This is a genomic window from Rhizobium sp. CG4 (assembly GCF_023701965.1).
GTDB lineage: Bacteria > Pseudomonadota > Alphaproteobacteria > Rhizobiales > Rhizobiaceae > Agrobacterium.
Window position 1 is genome coordinate 1 of the sequence record NZ_JABAEG010000006.1, and the last position, 17473, is coordinate 17473.

The window sequence follows — 17473 nt, forward strand, 5'->3', positions numbered from 1 at the left end:
ATGCCGACGCTGACGCCGATGCCGATGCTGACGCCGATGCCGATGCCGACGCTGACGCCGATGCCGACGCTGACGCCGATGCCGATGCTGACGCCGATGCCGATGCCGACGCTGACGCCGATGCCGACGCCGACGCTGACGCCGATGCCGACGCTGACGCTGATGCCGACGCCGAGCGATGCTGATGCTGATGCTGACGCTGATGCGATGCTGACGCCGATGCCGATGCCGATGCTGACGCTGATGCCGATGCTGACGCTGATGCTGATGCTGATGCTGATGCTGATGCCGATGCCGATGCCGATGCTGACGCTGATGCTGATGCTGATGCTGATGCTGATGCTGACGCTGATGCTGACGCTGATGCCGATGCCGACGCTGATGCCGACGCCGACGCCGATGCTGATGCTGATGCCGATGCCGATGCTGACGCTGATGCCGATGCCGACGCTGATGCTGATGCCGATGCTGACGCTGACGCTGACGCAGATCTCGAGCCTACCAATGACGTGGCATCAGCCAGCGTGACAATTCTGCCAACAGTGACGGAAGATGTGCCACTGGGTAACGCGAGTTATGTTGCTATCGTCAACCTGCTCAATATCGACCTGCAGGTTATCGCAAATGCAATCGAGTTCGAGGTTGATGCAGGCCACACCCAAGATTTGCAGTACGACGTGAGTGGACTTGCCAATGTCGGGGTGATCGGGAACTACAATCTCGTTTTGCAAAAATGGGATCCGGCAACTCAGCAATGGACTGGCATCAATGGCCAAGGGCAATCCACCCCATTGTCGCTGGCTCTTCTGGGAGGAACCAGCGGAACCGTGACCGGACTTGAATCCGGCGAATACCGCGCTTTTATGGGGTATGACGACGGTACTTTGATCGGTATTGGTGTCGGCGGCACATTGAACCTCACTGCAACGGATAATGATTTTACCGACATTGCTGGGTACGAACCCGTTGCCGCAATCGGCAATGTCATGAGCAATGACGATGTTCCTGCTGGCACAACCGTGCAGAGTGTAGATGGTCAGACAATTGATCCTGCGGGAACGACGATTCAGGGTGACTTTGGTCAATTGACCATCCTGCCGAACGGTACTTTCACTTACACACCATCTGCCAGCGGTGCTGGCATAGGTAAAGTCGATACGTTCGAGTACACCCTGATCGATGCCGACGGAAATACAGGCACTGCGACACTGAATGTCCAAATCGGCAGCGACAGTGTCGATATGACATGGGATGCGGCCAATCCTGGCTCGCCAGCAACCTTGGATTTTGCCGCTACAGGTGACGATGCAGGTGCTTCATTCGTTTGGGAAAATGAAACGAATAATGCTTTCTTTGATGACACTGACTCTGTGAGTGTTGCTCTTCTCGCACCACCTGCGACATATACCAGTGATACATTTACGATTACCGACAATATGGAGGTCTCTGGTTCAATCGTCATGTCGCTGACGATTGCGATTGCCTCTAGCGGTGAAATCTCTCTTGAACGAGAGGTCACGCCCGGAAACTGGGTGCAGGTCGCCACTCAGCCTTACAATGTCCTCGTTGGTGCACTCGCTCCTGTAGCGACAATTGACTTATCTGATGTCAATTTTGTCGAAGGAAACTATCGTGTACAAGCAACATTGAATGGTTCGGTGGCGAATGTTGCGGCATCTGTCGTAACCAACGTTGATATCACCTATACCGACCAGTATGTGCTCGACACTGCAACCGGCGATACCGGAAATCTCCTGACCAATGATGACCTAGGGTCAGCGTTCACGACGTTCCAGATTTTCAACGGGTCGGACTACGTGAATGTGACTGGTCAAATTACCATCCAAGGTGATTATGGCTCGCTTACCGTCAATGCTGACGGAAGTTATAGTTATGTGCCGGACCCGACCCTGACGCACTTCACCGATGTTCAGACGGATACGTTTGAATATCAGTTGATGCATCCTACAGGGCCTGTGGAACAATCATCTCTGGTTGTCACCGTCGAGCCATCTGGCGCTGGTGTTCCAGTCCAGACAATGATGATGTTTGTTGCAGACGATATTGGCGGGCTCGACCAAATCGATGCAACCCATGACGACGGTTCTTCCTCACATGCACCCACGGACAGTCATGACGATCTGTCACAGCTCATCGATGATACTGGCGATGACCTGACTATTCCTCTCGAGGGACTGGATGCGCTGTCTGCTCCGGATGATTCGGATGCTGACCTGACCACCGTCGAAGAGCGTGTGGACATGATCGATACTCCGGATCCGGTAGATTTGCCCTTTGATCCCCTCGGGCATCTCGCCACCGAAGACGACTGGAACTCTCATAACTCGCACGTAGTCTGAAAGAACTGAAGCGGCAGGTTGGCACCAACAGTCCACCTGCCGCGCAAGAGGAGCATTGATGTCTCTTTCCGATGGACAAACGGAATCCCCCCCGGACACCAACGCACCCGGCCTCGATATCGCGGGCTGGAATGAAGCTTTCCAATATGTGGCACGCCATTATGGCGTGCCTTTTTCTCCCGGTGCGGCCAAACAGCTTATCGAGACGCTGCATAATAACGGGACAGAAGAATGCCTGACCCGGATGGCAGGCAAAATGGGGCTGCGCATCAAACGGGCAGCACCGACCTCCAACCTGCTGACAAGCTGGCGACTGCCGACGATCCTGCAATTTGCGGATGGTGCAGTCGGTGTTGTCACGGCACTTTCTGCCAGCCAGGAGGTTTCCGTTGTCTTTAGCGGCGATGGTGGTTGCGCCACGACCCTGCCTCTCGACATCGTTCTGTCGCATAGTGATTTTGCCGTTGTGGCACGCCCGCAACGCGGCACAGTGGATGAACGGGTCGATAGTTACATTGCCCCGCATCGCGAACACTGGTTCCGCACCATTGCCTTCAAGGACTTAGGCGCCTACAGCCATGTCATGCTGGCGTCTCTGGTTGCCAATGTCTTGGCATTGGGAGGCGTGATGTTTTCCATGCAGGTTTATGACCGGGTGGTGCCATCAAAGTCATTCAACACGCTTTATGTGCTGTTTATCGGCGTGCTTCTTGCCGCCCTCTTTGATTTCATAATGCGGCGGCTGCGCACCCGCATTATCGATATTGTCGGCAAACGGACTGACATGCGCATATCGGATCTTGTTTTCGGTCATGCTCTTCGTGTGAAGAACCAGGCTCGTCCGACATCGACAGGCACATTCATCGCCCAGTTGCGTGATCTGGAACAGGTGCGTGAACTTCTGACCTCGACGACGGTGGCCGCGGTCGCTGACCTGCCGTTCTTTTTGCTGTTCCTGTTCATTTTCTGGATGATCGGCGGACCACTGGTATTCATTCCGATAACAGCCCTGGTTCTCCTGTTGCTGCCGGGCCTTCTTGTCCAGGGCAAACTGCGGGCGGCAGCCAATGAAGCCATGCGTGAATCCTCGTTGCGCAATGCCATGCTGGTCGAGGCGGTGCAGGGCATCGAAGATATCAAAACCCTGCAGGCCGAAGATCATTTCCAGCAGCGCTGGAACCATTACAATGCAGTTTCGGCTGAAGGTCAGCTTCGTTTGCGTTCCATCACCAACGGTCTCGCCGCGTGGAGCCATTCTATCCAGACAGGAACATTTGCCGCCGTGGTTTTTGTCGGTGCACCGATCGTAATGGAGGGTGACATGACGACCGGCTCTTTGGTTGCCTGCTCCATTCTCGGCTCACGCATGATGGCGCCAATGGCGCAACTAACTCAAATCCTTGGCAGATTTCAGCAGGCACGGGTCGGCCTCAAAAGCATCGACGCCATCCTGCAAATGCCCTCTGACCATCCGGCGACCGAAACACGCGTCAGCGCGCCAAATCTGCGCGGGGCTTACCGGATCAAGGGTGCTGTTTTCCATTATGGTGCTGGAGCCGGAAAGCCGGCGCTTGTCATTGGTGACCTTGCCATTGCCGCTGGCGAGAAAGTCGCGGTGCTGGGCAAAAACGGTGCAGGAAAATCCACACTTCTGATGGCGATGTCCGCCATGATCGAACCAGCTGCCGGAGAAATCTTGCTGGACGATCTGGCACTGTCGCAAATCGATCCATCCGATGTCCGCCGCCATGTCGGCCTTCTGACGCAGGATACCAGGTTATTTCACGGTACTATCCGTGAAAATGTGACTTTGGGTGCCCTGCATGCGCCTGAAACTGCTTTGCTTGAGGTGTTGGCAATGACAGGCGCCGATGACTTCGTACGGAAGCTGCCGCGCGGGCTTGATCATCCTATCCTTGAAGGTGGCCGGGGTCTTTCCGGTGGTCAAAAGCAGGCTTTGCTGCTGGCGCGCCTGCTCATTCGCGATCCCGCCGTCGTGCTCCTTGATGAACCAACGGCTGCAATGGATGAGGCGACGGAACGTCAGTTCATTGCACGCTTCCAGACCTGGAGTGCAGGACGGACAGTGGTCGTTGCCACCCACCGCATGCGTGTCCTTGATCTGGTCCAGCGCATTGTGGTGGTTGAGGGCGGTCAGGTTGCACTCGATGACAGCAAGGAAGAGGTTCTCAACACTTTGCGCGGCGTAACCAAGGTGGTTCCCCCGAAGGACAATCGCGCCAAGACTACCGGTAGCGTTGGTAGCAACGCAGTCGCAGGTTTTCCACTCAAGACCGTCAAGGAGGCATGAATGGCGACAATCGGCGATCGTGATTTTCCCGGTCAGGGTGGATGGGCTTTCGGTGACGATGACGGACGAAAACTGAGCCGTTCGACCCGGGTGGTACAGATTTTTGTTCTCCTGCTGATCGCCATGTTGGTCTGGGCCTATTTCGCAACACTGGACGAGGTTTCCAGCGGTGACGGCCGCGTAGTTCCTACCAGCCGCGAGCAGGTCATCCAGTCGCTGGAGGGCGGCATTCTCGCAAAGCTGCTTGTGCGGGAGGACCAGGTGGTTGAACCTGGGCAGATTCTTGCCCAGCTCGACCCCACCAGAAGTGAATCGGATGTTGAAGAAACCGCGGCAAAATATCGTGCCGCACTGGCAGCTTCCGCGCGGCTTGATGCCGAAGTCAACGGCACGGCACTTGCATTTTCACCGGCATTGGACGCTTATCCTTCACTGATTGCCGCCGAGACCGAACTTTACAATGCGCGTAGCCAGTCGCTTGAACAGTCCCTGCATTGGGTGGAAGAATCGCTTGAACTGGTGCGCAGTGAGCTGAAGCTTAACGAGGAGCTGCGGGTCGTGGGGGCGGCAAGCAACGTGGAAGTTATCCGTCTGCGCAGGCAGATCGTTGAACTGGAGCTCAAGAAGGTCGAAGTCAGATCAGAATATCTTGTGCGCGCACGGGAGGAACTGGCCAAGATGAATGGCGAGGTGAATTCGCTCTCACCTGTCGTGACCGGTCGGACCGACAGTCTTTCCCGCCTGACCCGTCGTTCTCCAGTACGGGGTATCGTCAAGAATATCGAAGTTTCGACGATTGGTGGTGTGATACCGCCTAACGGCAAGCTGATGGATATCATTCCGCTGGGGGACGAGCTTCTTGTCGAAGCCCGTATTTCGCCACGTGACATTGCCTACATCCACCCCGGTCAGCGCGCGAGCGTTAAGGTCAGCGCGTATGATTACGCGATTTACGGCAGTCTCGACGGGCAGGTAACCACCATTTCGCCCGACACGATCCAAGACGAGGTTGATCGCACGATTTATTATTACCGCGTCTTCATCAAGACCGAAAAAGATGCGCTTGTGAATGCCGACGGCCGGGAACTTCCGATCGTGCCGGGTATGGTCGCAACTGTCGACATTCATACCGGGGCAAAGACCGTGCTGGAATATCTTATCAAACCTTTCAACAAGGCTCGGGAGGCGCTGCGTGAACGTTGATATAGAGGCGGTATTGCCGATAACGCCGCAGGATATGACAGAGCGGCTTTCCAGCGTCAGGTCGTATTTGCGCGGCCGAATTCACCCGCTGAAAAGACCGTTCCCGGCTGTAACTCTGTTTTTTTCCGTTTCGGATGGTGACAAAAAGGCGCGCGTGATCAATGCCTCCGGGCCATCGCTGGAATCGGCATGGCAAAAAGGCATTGAGCAGCTTTTAAACGTCATGAAGGCGAACGGCATCAAGGGGCGCTGGCTTCGTGTGGACTGGGTTGATGTTGCGGAGGCAACAACCTGGTCACGATTGAAAGCGTTGCTTGATCAGGTCAAGCGTAACTATTTTCGCTTTGGCATCGCACTTGATACGGATTTGCGATTTACGTTCACGGAACAGGAATTGAACGCGAACGCGATGCTTTATGGTGGCAACACCATTGACCATGCTGTACTCAATGAGAAAAATTTCAGTCTCTATGCCCGTACACGGTATCACGTACTCCCCGAACTGCGTTTTGCGGATGACCAGTCTGTCTATCTTTTCCAGACGAAGGGTGTCTTCTGCGATGAGGCTGGCAGGCTGCACCAGCTGGATGGAACCGGCCTTGAGGCAGGACGACGTAAAATTGAAAAGATTGACGGCGGCATAGCACTGTCGCTGATCCGCGATTCATCGACCTATCTAGCCGGACAGGTCAAGCCAGATGGTTCCTTTGTTTATGGATATCACGCCTGCTTTGATCGGCGGATTGACGCTTACAATGCGCTGCGCCACGCCAGCACGACCTATGCGATGATAGAGGCTTGGGAAGTGACGCGTGACCCAAAGCTCAAGGATGCGATCGACCGTGCCCTGACATATCTGGCTCAGATGTTGATAAAACCTGCTGTCCTTCCCGATGGGGCTGACGCTGCCTTTCTCGTTGAGGCCGACGGCGAGATCAAGCTGGGCGGCAACGCCGTCGCGATACTGGCATTTGTGAAATACATGACAGTCATGGGCAATCATGACTGGCTGGAATTGGCGGAGGGGCTGGCGCTTGGCATCCGCCACATGCAGAACGCCAAGACCGGTGCATTTGTCCACGTGCTGAATTTTCCGGATCTGAGCGTCAAGCAGCGGTATCGCACCATCTATTACGACGGTGAGGCGGCTTTCGGATTAATGCGTCTTTATGCTTTGACCGGAGACACAGTGTGGCTGGCGACGGTGGAGAAGGCTTTTGAACACTTCATAGCCAAGGAGCACTGGAAACATCACGATCATTGGCTTGGTTACTGCGTCAATGAATTGACCCGTTATAAGCCGGAGGAGCGGTATTTTCGTTTCGCCATCCGCAACATTGCCGGTTATCTCGGCTTTGTTGAAAACCGCATCACCACCTTTCCGACACTGCTGGAACTGATGATGGCGGCGCGACAGACCTTGTCACGGATCGCGGCGGAGCCACAGTTGCAGCGGTTGCTTGGCGATATCGATTTGGTGCATTTCGAGCGGGCGCTCGAAAAACGGGCGCAGCACCTGCTCAATGGGCATTTCTGGCCAGAAATGGCGATGTATTACGGCAATCCCAACCGCATTTCCGGCTCATTCTTCATCCGCCATCACGCTTTCCGGGTGCGGATTGATGATGTGGAGCATTACCTCTCCGGCTTTGTCGCCTATCGCAGCTACCTGCGGGAACGGGCAGCTTTTCGTGAACTGGTTCGCCAATCTGCAGCAGCCAAACGTCGCTCTTTACCCGTTCTGGAAACACCCAAGGTCCCGCTTCCCGATGGGCAGTGGACCGCTGCTCATGTCGAGGCCGCAACCGGTGGCCGGTGGCTTCGTCAACCGGCTGAGGGCTGGACGGCCAATGGACTTTGTATCTTCGCGCCAGCGATGCAGCCGGGTGCACTTGTTCTGGTGCGCAGCGCAGATGGGGAAACGGGCGTTGCCGTTGCCAATCTTCACGGCCTACCTTCCCCGGCGGGCCTTATTACAACGGATGCTACACTGGCGCAGCTTTATCCGGGTCCGGTCCTGCATGTAGAAGATGGTTCGCGTGCCATCCTTGATATGGGCGATTATGCGCGCCGTCAGATGACAGGTAATGTCCTTGGTGTAACCGGCAGTGCTGGCAAGACAACTGTCGTTGCCATGCTTGCACATGCACTCTCGGCCTGGGGCGATGTTGGCAAAAGTCATCACAATGCCAATCTGCCTGCCGGTGTTGGCTGGAATCTGGCCTCCATGGCCTGGAACACGCCACATGTGGTTCTGGAACTGGCGGTTGGCAAAATGGCGGTAAGCGCCCGCATGGCGCGGCCGCGGGTCGCCATTTTCACCAACGTTCTGCCGGCTCATTTGGGTCGGAATAGCACGGTCGCCGATATTGCCAGAACAAAAAGCGGGATTTTTCTTGGCATGTATCCCGGCGACGTCGCCGTGCTCAACCGGGATATGCTGGAATGGGATACGGTGCATGATGCTGCGCGCAAACGCGGGCTCGATATCATGACCTACGGGACCACTGACGACTGCGCATTTCAACTGATCCGCTATAACGCCGCCGATGGTCTGACCCATGCCCGTATTGAGGGGCGTGAGATCAGCTACCGTGTCGGTGCGGTTGGCCAGCATATGGCCTTAAACAGTCTCGCCGTGCTGGCCGCAGTGGCGTCGCTCGGCCATCCGCTGCAACCGGCCATCGCGCAGCTTGAAAGCTTTGCGGCACTGCCTGGTCGTGGCGAAGAGATTTGCCTGTCACTCAACGGTCGCCGTCTGACGGTGATTGACGATGCTTATAATGCCAATCCCGGCTCGATGCGCGCGGCGCTGGATCGTTTGAACGATCACGGTGATGGCCGCCGCCGGGTTGCCGTGTTGGGCGAAATGGCAGAGCTGGGTCCCGGTGCTGCAAGCTATCATACCGAACTTGCGGTATCGCTGCGAGAGAGCTCGATCAATCAGGTCTATGTTGCCGGTGATCTCTACAGTGAGTTCTGGGACGAACTGTCCCCGGAACTGAAAGGCGCCTATGTGCACTCGCGGCAGGTTCTCAAGGACATTTTGCGGGAAAAATTGCAAGACGGAGACGTCGTGCTGGTCAAGGGCTCACATAGTGCGGGCATGCATGAGCTGGTTGCCTGGCTGAAGAAAAGCGCTGACGGCAGCGCCGCTGCCTGACTTCGCAGGTCGTGGAAATTGACCGCTACTTGAACTGTTCCAGATCCATCTCGTTTACGGCGCGGCGAATATCGACCTTCGATTGCCCCTGAGCCAGCAGCGCGGCTGCAAGACGGCCGTGCTGGGCGAGTAGATGGCGCTGACGATCCGTGGCCTGAGCGTAGATATGGTGCGGCTCGAAACCAGCTGCGCGCAAACGTCTGACGTAATAAAGCTGGCTAAAAAACGGCACGACCCGGTCTTCCGGGTCCGATATGATATAAATATCCGGCCGTGGTTCTGTCGTGATTTTGTCGATTTCCTCAATGGGATCGTAAAAGCCGGATGCATCATAGAGAAGCTTCCCGGGCAGTTTGCGGCGTCGTTCCCAGAAATCAGAAACCTGTTTCACGGACACCAGACCGGATGTGATAACAACAGACGAAACATCATCCCGTTTGTTGAGAAGGCCCGCCACGATCTGCCCCCCGGCGGAATGACCGCTTAAAATGAAGGATGATACCCGGTGCCGTTGTTTGATCAGGTCCAGCGCATGTCCCATCAGGGCAATTTCACGCGGTTGACGACGATTGTTGTGATCACCAGAGGAGCCGTATATGCCAGGCCTCGCCATGAAGATCACCGGATGCCCGGCTTTTTGTGCCCATTCCGCCATGTCAGTCGCAATGGTCGCCGGTGATTGCCGCATATAGGATTCGGTTATGAACCGAACCCCTTTGGCACTGCGCAACATCACGTCACCGCCGAAATAAACCAGCACCTTCTGGTTCTCGCCATCCGCCAGCGCATGCGGATAATAACGAATGCAATCCCCTTGGCCATCGACCTCAACCCAAAGACCGTAGGGAATATCGCTGCAAGCTTTCTCCGTTGTGAAGGAGCCGTTGAGCGCCTCGGTCGGGTCAAAGCTTTGCTGGTCGTTAAAAACGGTCAGCTGGCGCGGTTTGGGTAATTCAAACGGTCCCAGACGCGGTGCATCCGCCAGCGCAGAATGCGATGCCCCGGGAATAGCCAGAGCCAGCAGAGCCCAGCGAATGATCCACCAAGTGAGTCTTGGTTGTTGGGTGTTCAATGACGTACTCCGCTCATGACTTCATTCGCTATGCTGATGACAATCGAGTGAGTTCCTTCGCCATCACACCAGATACCGCCCGTCTCTTGCAAGCCTGTTTGTGCATGAAGCTTAACGTGGTGGTAACGGCGCCGTTAGCATCGCGGTCACGGTTAGACAGGAGCTGTCAAAATCCTTTCACAGCTGCGGGTGTGGTGTTTCTGCCGCGTCCATGCCATAGGGGTGCGCACAATTCAGAAGGCCATTCCGTTTCATGATCCGCATCGAAAATATCAGCAAGTCCGCCAGCCATCGTATCCTCTATATCGAAGCGTCTGCTGCGCTCAATCGCGGCGAGAAGATTGGTCTTGTTGGCCCGAACGGAGCAGGCAAAACGACGCTGTTTCGTATGATCACCGGTGAGGAACAGCCGGATGAAGGTCAGGTTGCTGTCGAAAAAGGCATGACAGTCGGTTACTTCGATCAGGATGTCGGTGAAATGGCAGGCCGGTCCGTGGTTGCCGAAGTTATGGAGGGTGCTGGCCCGGTCAGCGTCATTGCAGCCGAACTGCGCGAACTTGAAGCGGCGATGTCCGATCCTGACCGCATGGATGAGATGGATGCGATTATCGAGCGCTACGGTGAAGTTCAGGCACGTTACGAAGAGCTGGATGGATATGCCCTGGAAGGCCGCGCCCGTGAAGTTTTGGCGGGCCTCAGCTTTTCGCAGGAAATGATGGATGGCGACGTCGGCAAATTGTCCGGTGGCTGGAAGATGCGCGTGGCACTGGCCCGTATTCTTCTGATGCGCCCCGATGTGATGCTGCTCGACGAACCTTCGAACCATCTTGATATCGAAAGCCTAATCTGGCTGGAATCCTTCTTGAAGACCTATGAGGGTGCGCTTTTGATGACCTCGCACGACCGCGAGTTCATGAACCGTATCGTCAACAAGATCATCGAAATCGATGCGGGTTCGCTGAATACCTATTCTGGCGACTACACATTTTATGAAGGCCAGCGCGAGCAGAACGAAAAACAACAGCAGGCCCAGTTTGAGCGCCAGCAGGCGATGCTCGCCAAGGAAATCAAGTTTATCGAACGCTTCAAGGCGCGTGCGTCACATGCTTCGCAGGTACAAAGCCGCGTGAAGAAGCTGGACAAGATCGACCGCGTGGAACCACCACGTCGTCGCCAATCGGTGGCGTTTGACTTCCTTCCCGCGCCGCGCTCGGGCGATGATGTTGTGAACCTGAAGGGTGTTCACAAGGCCTATGGCAGCCGTACTATCTACGAAGGGTTGGACTTCATGATCCGCCGCAAGGAGCGGTGGTGCATCATGGGCGTCAATGGTGCCGGGAAATCCACGCTGCTGAAGCTGGTGACCGGATCGACCGACCCTGATCAGGGCGCGGTGAATTTGGGGGCTAGCGTCAAACTTGGTTATTTCGCGCAGCACTCTATGGATTTGCTGGAGGGTGAACTGACCATTCTGCAATGGTTGGAACAGAAGTTTCCAAAGGCCGGACAGGCTCCACTGCGGGCACTTTGTGGCTGTTTTGGTTTCTCTGGCGATGATGTGGAAAAGCGCTGCCGTATTCTTTCGGGCGGTGAGAAAGCTCGCCTTGTTATGGCGGCCATGCTGTTTGATCCTCCAAACTTCCTGGTTCTCGACGAACCGACCAACCACCTTGATCTTGATACCAAGGAAATGCTGATCAAGGCACTGGCTGCCTACGAAGGTACCATGCTGTTTGTTTCGCACGATCGCCGTTTTCTTGCTGCCCTGTCGAACCGGGTGCTGGAACTCACCGCCGATGGTATTCATCAATACGGCGGCGGCTATACGGAATATGTCGAACGTACCGGCCATGAGGCACCGGGCCTGAGCAGTTGATTATTCAGCACGGATGCTCTTGGAACGTCGCTGTCACAACCGCTGTTCACCTGTAATGCTCGCCGTTGCCTCTACCAAGGAGCAGCAAGGCACTCGCTTTTGAAGCCAACTCTTTGAGTGCAATTTAGGTGTGCATGCTCAAACTTTGATGACGTCGTTTCTCGTTGTCATCAGGCATGTTTCCCTCCCGCCTGCCATGCGGCGAAGCGGGAGGGGTATTGCAGATGGAGTGATCAGGCGCGGCGGCTTGTCATTCCAAGCAGGTGGTAGAGTGCAATTGCACCGATCGTTGCAGTCCCGATACCGTCAAGCGTGAAGCCTGCGACCTGTAGCTTGAAATTGCCTGCGCCGAGAACCAGTGCGACACCAACAGTGATCAGGTTGCGTGGTTCGGAGAAATCGACCTTATTCTCTACCCAGATACGGCCCGCAGTCGCGGCAATCAGACCGAAAACAACAATCGAGAGACCACCGATCACTGGGCCTGGAATGGTCTGGATCAGCGCGCCGAATTTCGGGGAAAAGCCAAGAATGATGGCGACTGCCGCAGCAACCAGGAAAACAAGCGTCGAGAAGATCCGGGTTACCGCCATGACGCCCATGTTCTCAGCATAGGTGGTCATGCCGGTGCCGCCAAAGGCGCCGGAAAACATCGTGGCAATACCGTCACCGATAAAGGCGCGACCAAGGTAGGGGTCAAGATCGCGATCAGTCATTGCGCCGATTGCCTTGATATGTCCGAGGTTTTCCGCAACCAGAATGATCACGACAGGGGCAATCAGTGTGATTGCCGAGGCCGAGAAGGATGGTGCGGTGAAATGAGGCCAGCCGAACCATGCGGCAGCTGCAACGCCGGAAAAATCAACCGGTGCGCCAAAGCCGAGCCCGTTGGTGACCACCATATAGGCGATATAGGCCACCGCACCACCGATCAGGATTGGCAGGCGGCGCGCCATGCCCGGCGCATAAACCGCGACGACGCCGACGGCAACAAAGGTTGTAATGGCAATCCAGCGGGAAAGCTGGTCACCATCGGGGCTTGCGGGACCGGAACCAGAGGCGTTTGATACGGCAATCGGCGCGAGAACCAGTCCGATGGCAGCCACAATTGCACCCGTCAGAACTGGTGGCATCAGCCGCTCGATCCAGCGATGGCCAACAAACATTACCAGCAGGCCGATCAGGGTATAAAGTGCGCCTGCGGCAATGATGCCGCCAAGGGCCAGCGAAATGTCCGGGTTAACCGCCCCGGCGGCTGCGCCAGTTGCAACCAGCACCGGGCCGATGAATGCGAAGGACGAACCGAGATAGCTCGGCACCCGGCCACCCACGGCAATGAAGAAAATCAGCGTTGAAATGCCAGAAAACAGGATCGATACGTTTGGATCGAACCCCATGAGAATAGGTGCCAGGACAGTGGAACCAAACATGGCCACAACATGCTGAAAACCAAGCACAACTGTTTGCCCGGTCGGCAGCCTCTCATCGGGCAGAATGCGCCCTTCCGTCTTCAGTCGCCAACGTGGAAAATACCCGCCAGTCTCGTTCATTGCTCGCCCCGCTCTGTTTGATGCGCGCCGTGCAACCGCGCGCAGATCATCCGCAGCAAGTCGCAGGCGTGAAGTAAAATTACCATTGTCCCGATATGTGACGGTGCTGGCGTCGATTCGACGCACCCGCACCGGATGTTCTTGATAATGATATTGGGCGCGACTGTCATCGCCTTGGGTAAATTACCCACAACGCCGAAGTATAATATGCAGGAAGCTGGGCGCCGCGTCTTTCGCACACGCCAGCAAGGTATACAAAGTTGCCGTTCGGGCAGGCTACCTGGCCGGTGTCGGCAAGGTAGGTGTTGATATCAGCCGTTTTAAACGACGATACTTGGGGGCAAGCTGTCAGGCTGTGGCGCTGACCTGTTCTGGTTTGACCTTGTGGATGAGGTTCATGATCGCTTCACTCATGCGTTCATAAACGCCGTCGTTTTCGATTGCGCCTTGCACCTTGTAATTATCCATCACCACAATCCGGTCTGCCAGCGCGACCATTTCCGGCATGTCACTGGTGATGACAATGACGGCGGTGCCATTATTGGCAAGTTCACGCAACAAATCGTGCAGATAGGCTTTGGTCTTGATGTCGATGCCGACGGAGGGCTCATCAATGATCAGGACCTTGATGCCGGCGGCCAGCCATTTGGCGACACTGATCTTCTGCTGGTTGCCACCGGACAGGTTGCCAACCGTTTGTGCTAGGCTTGGTGTTTTGACTTCCAGCCTTTCGAGGAATGGGACAACGGCCTTGCGGATCTTTGCGTCGGACAGGCTTCCAAACAGGCCGGACAAACGTTTCCAGACGACAATGCCAGCATTGGCGAGGACCGAATGCGGCAACAGCAGGCCTTCCGTCTTGCGGTCTTCACTGACGTAGCCCAAACCATATCGGTGGATAGCATCGCCGACCGAGGAGATACGGGCAACCTGCCCATCGATCAGCACTTCGCCGCTGGTGATCGGAATTCGTCCCATGATCGATTTGGCGAGTTCACTGCGTCCGGCTCCGATCAGGCCGTAAAGGCCGAGAATTTCACCCTTGCGGACTGTCAGGTCGACATTGCTATGACCGATGGCTGTCGACACGTCTTTCAGCTCAAGGGCCACCGGGTTGGTTGACGTGTCGCGCTTTTGCCAGCCGCCAGCGCTTTCGTTGCGGCCAATCATAAAACGCACGAGATCCTGACGACCAAGACCTTCGAGTGATTGGCTCTGGCAGGCATTGACGCCATCACGCAGCACGGTAACACGGTCGCAAATCTCCAGAACTTCTTCCAGCTTGTGACTGACGAAAACCAGACTGACGCCATTGTCCCGCAATCTGCGCAAAACCGTAAACAGCGTTTTCGTTTCATTTGATGTCAGTGATGCTGTCGGCTCATCCAGCAGGAGAACGCGGCTTTGCAGGGACAGTGCCTTGGCAATTTCGACAAGCTGCATCTGCGCAACTGACAGGTCCATGACCGGCGTTGCCGGATCGATGTCGAATTCCAGTGCATCCAGCCATTTGCGTGCCGAACGGTTTAGTTCGGCATAATCAATTGGCTTGAGCGCGTGACGGGTTGTTTGTTCGAGGTGTATGTTTTCGGCAATCGAAAACCGCGGAATGAGATTGCGTTCCTGGTGAACAACGCCAATGCCCTTCGCCACGGCATCTCGCGTGCTGGAGAACTGGGCATCCTGTCCATTGACGAGAAGCTGACCAGATGTTGGGCGATGAACGCCGGTGATCACCTTGATCAGTGTCGACTTTCCAGCACCATTTTCACCAAGCAGGGCATGTATCGAGCCCGGCATAAGGGAAAGGGACACGCCGTCCAACGCCTTCACACCCGGAAAACGTTTTTCGATATTGATAGCTTCGAATACGGGAGTGATGGTCATTGTCATGCCTTTCTCGATACGGGGGCCGTGCCGCGCAGCTTGTTGATGCCAACGGCCGCAAGAATGAGTGCTCCCAACACGACCTGAACAAGGAACGGGTCGATTGAAAACAGCACCAATGCCTGAGTGATCAGCGCAACCACGACAACACCGAGGAAGGTGGCGGCAACGCTGACATGACCGCCCGCCAGAACTGCACCGCCAATCACCGGTGCGGCAAACGACAGGATAAGCCAGTCATCACCAATCGACGGCTGGCCGATCTGCAGACGTGCGACCAGCAACATACCGGCACAGGCGGCAAGCAGACCCGAGATCGAGTGTGCAACGACCACGACGGTGCGGACCGAAATGCCCGACAGGGACGCTGCGTGTTCGTTACCGCCGACAGCCAGAATGAAACGACCGATTGGCAGACGATTAAGCAGATACCAAAGGCCGATGGCGACGATGACAGTTGGGAGTGCCAGCATGGGTATTGCGCCGAACAATGTCATGGAACCGAGTTCCTTGACGCTGTCAGGAATGCCATAAAACGGCTGGGCACGGGTAATACCCAGGTTGATGCCCTTGTAAATGGACAGTGTCGCAAGCGTGATCACGAAGGCGGATATGCCGGTAATGCTGATCAATACACCGTTGAGCATGCCGCAGAGGACACCGATCCCAAGGGCGAGAACAGCTGCAATCGGGGCTGGAAACCCCCATATTTCCATCAGTCCGGCAAAGGAGATTGCCGCAAGACCGCCAATTGCACCAACTGACAGGTTCATCTGTCCGATGGCGATGATGATCATCTGCGAAAACCCGATCAAGGCATTGATGGAAATGGCCAGCAGCAGTGTCTGAATGTTGAAGGATGACAGGAAGTTCGGGCTGAAGCTACGGATCACGATAATCGCAATCACCGTTGCAAGCAGCGGTCCGAACCAGTCTGCCTTGGCGAGGCGGGAAAGTTTGAAATTTGTCATCGATCGTACCTCAGGCAAGGTTATGATAGGCAAGGTAGCTGCGACGCGCCTTGTCCATGAACACTGCGACGAGAAGGAGAAGACCAAGGAAGGTCTGTACCCAGAAATCACCGATCTGAAGCAGTAGAAGGCCACCGGTCAACAACGTGACGAGGGCGGCACCCAGGCAAGTCCCTAAAACAGGTGCCTTGCCGCCGTTCAGCAGCGCGCCACCCAGCACAGGGCCGAGGAAAGCTGGCAGCAACCAGTCCTGCCCCAGCTGACCAGCCATCGATGGAATGGCGGCGCCATTGCGGGCAATGAGCATCAATGCGGCGATTGCGGCGAGGGACCCCGACAGCATGTGGCACAGCACGGTGATGCGACCAACACGAACGCCGGACAGCTCTGCAGCTTCCGGGCGCGCACCTGCGGCCAACATTTCACGGCCGAGAACACTGCGGCGATAAAGCCAGGTCAGCGCAATGGCGACGGTGATGGTTATCAGCAGCAGTGGCGAGAAGTAGGTGAAAAATTTCATTTTGCCGAAGGCGGCAAATTCGGGCGGCAGATTGCGATAGGCCTCCGCTCTGGTCAGGAACACCATGACACCGAAGAATATGCTCATGGTGGCCAGGGTAATGATGAAGCTGTGCAAGCCGGTGCGAACAACGGTGAAACCATTGACGAAACCAAGCGCCGCACCCAGACCAATACCGCCCACGATGGCCAGTGGCCATGGAAGTTGCAGGATCTCGATGGCGTAACCGGTAAACATGGCGGCACAAACGCCGATGGCGCCAACCGCGAGGCTCAATCCGCCGGTGACGATTACCGTCATCATGGACAGACCGATCATGATGTTGACAGCAGTGTTACGACCAAGCGTGAAAAGATTGAAAGGGCTGAGGAAACCCTTCGTCGTCAGGCTGAAAACAAGGACGAAGATGGCGATCAGCAAGATCAACCCGAATTCGTTGGAGACAAAAATACTGGTGCGGGACGTTCCCGTGCCGAAGGCTGGACGGCTTGTGCCGACTTCTGAGGGTGCTGGAATTTGTTGTGATGACATGGGTGTTCCTTCGAATTCCGGTCGTGGGG

The 17473-nt window shown here is 55.8% G+C and carries 11 protein-coding genes; 6 read left to right on the top strand and 5 right to left on the bottom strand.

Going from position 1 to position 17473, the window contains the following annotated elements; all coding sequences use genetic code 11:
- The 5 genes from HGO37_RS17045 to HGO37_RS17065 all read left to right on the top strand — a co-directional run.
- Window positions 1–528 (top strand): hypothetical protein (locus tag HGO37_RS17045; protein ID WP_250984363.1); only part of this gene is annotated, 528 nt, incomplete at its 5' end.
- Window positions 525–2360, top strand: coding sequence for a BapA/Bap/LapF family large adhesin (locus HGO37_RS17050; protein WP_250984364.1), 1836 nt, complete (start codon window positions 525–527; stop codon window positions 2358–2360). The genes HGO37_RS17045 and HGO37_RS17050, both read left to right, overlap by 4 nt.
- Before the next feature lie 58 nt (window positions 2361–2418).
- Window positions 2419–4671, top strand: a complete 2253-nt coding sequence (locus tag HGO37_RS17055) for a type I secretion system permease/ATPase (protein ID WP_250984365.1) — start codon at window positions 2419–2421, stop codon at window positions 4669–4671.
- Window positions 4672–5874, top strand: a complete 1203-nt coding sequence (locus HGO37_RS17060; protein ID WP_250984366.1) for a beta-barrel domain-containing protein — start codon at window positions 4672–4674, stop codon at window positions 5872–5874.
- Window positions 5864–9037, top strand: a complete 3174-nt coding sequence (locus HGO37_RS17065; protein ID WP_250984367.1) for a Mur ligase family protein — start codon at window positions 5864–5866, stop codon at window positions 9035–9037. The genes HGO37_RS17060 and HGO37_RS17065 overlap by 11 nt, the downstream gene beginning before the upstream one ends.
- Before the next feature lie 25 nt (window positions 9038–9062).
- Here the strand turns inward: HGO37_RS17065 and HGO37_RS17070 are convergent, their stop codons facing one another.
- Entirely contained in the window at window positions 9063–10109 is a 1047-nt protein-coding gene (locus tag HGO37_RS17070) for an alpha/beta hydrolase family protein (RefSeq protein ID WP_250984368.1), read from the bottom strand.
- A 253-nt stretch (window positions 10110–10362) separates the two neighbouring features.
- On the opposite strand from HGO37_RS17070, the gene HGO37_RS17075 reads away from it, so the two are divergent.
- The gene (locus tag HGO37_RS17075; RefSeq protein ID WP_250984369.1) at window positions 10363–11985 is read left to right on the top strand and encodes an ABC-F family ATP-binding cassette domain-containing protein; all 1623 of its coding nucleotides are present in this window, start codon (window positions 10363–10365) and stop codon (window positions 11983–11985) included.
- 233 nt (window positions 11986–12218) lie between these two features.
- Here the strand turns inward: HGO37_RS17075 and HGO37_RS17080 are convergent, their stop codons facing one another.
- The 4 genes from HGO37_RS17080 to HGO37_RS17095 form a co-directional block, all read right to left on the bottom strand.
- Complete coding sequence (locus HGO37_RS17080; RefSeq protein WP_250984370.1) at window positions 12219–13535, bottom strand: solute carrier family 23 protein; 1317 nt, start codon at window positions 13533–13535, stop codon at window positions 12219–12221.
- Between the two features lie 348 nt (window positions 13536–13883).
- Window positions 13884–15428 carry a sugar ABC transporter ATP-binding protein gene (locus tag HGO37_RS17085; RefSeq protein WP_250984371.1) on the bottom strand — a complete coding sequence of 515 codons (1545 nt, stop codon included), beginning with the start codon at window positions 15426–15428 and terminating at the stop codon, window positions 13884–13886.
- Window positions 15425–16393, bottom strand: a complete 969-nt coding sequence (locus tag HGO37_RS17090) for an ABC transporter permease (protein WP_250984372.1) — start codon at window positions 16391–16393, stop codon at window positions 15425–15427. Before HGO37_RS17090 ends, HGO37_RS17085 begins: the two co-directional genes overlap by 4 nt.
- A 10-nt stretch (window positions 16394–16403) precedes the next feature.
- On the bottom strand, window positions 16404–17444 hold the full coding sequence (locus HGO37_RS17095) for an ABC transporter permease (RefSeq protein ID WP_250984373.1): 1041 nt from the start codon (window positions 17442–17444) through the stop codon (window positions 16404–16406).
- Window positions 17445–17473 lie beyond the last annotated feature (29 nt).

What these genes read in the sequence shown, in the direction of transcription:
- HGO37_RS17060 (WP_250984366.1), top strand. Translation starts at nt 4,672, where the DNA reads ATGGCGACAATCGGCGATCGTGATTTTCCCGGTCAGGGTGGATGGGCT.
- HGO37_RS17055 (WP_250984365.1), top strand. Translation starts at nt 2,419, where the DNA reads ATGTCTCTTTCCGATGGACAAACGGAATCCCCCCCGGACACCAACGCA.
- HGO37_RS17080 (WP_250984370.1), bottom strand. Translation starts at nt 13,535, where the DNA reads ATGAACGAGACTGGCGGGTATTTTCCACGTTGGCGACTGAAGACGGAA.
- HGO37_RS17085 (WP_250984371.1), bottom strand. Translation starts at nt 15,428, where the DNA reads ATGACAATGACCATCACTCCCGTATTCGAAGCTATCAATATCGAAAAA.
- HGO37_RS17090 (WP_250984372.1), bottom strand. Translation starts at nt 16,393, where the DNA reads ATGACAAATTTCAAACTTTCCCGCCTCGCCAAGGCAGACTGGTTCGGA.
- HGO37_RS17075 (WP_250984369.1), top strand. Translation starts at nt 10,363, where the DNA reads ATGATCCGCATCGAAAATATCAGCAAGTCCGCCAGCCATCGTATCCTC.
- HGO37_RS17095 (WP_250984373.1), bottom strand. Translation starts at nt 17,444, where the DNA reads ATGTCATCACAACAAATTCCAGCACCCTCAGAAGTCGGCACAAGCCGT.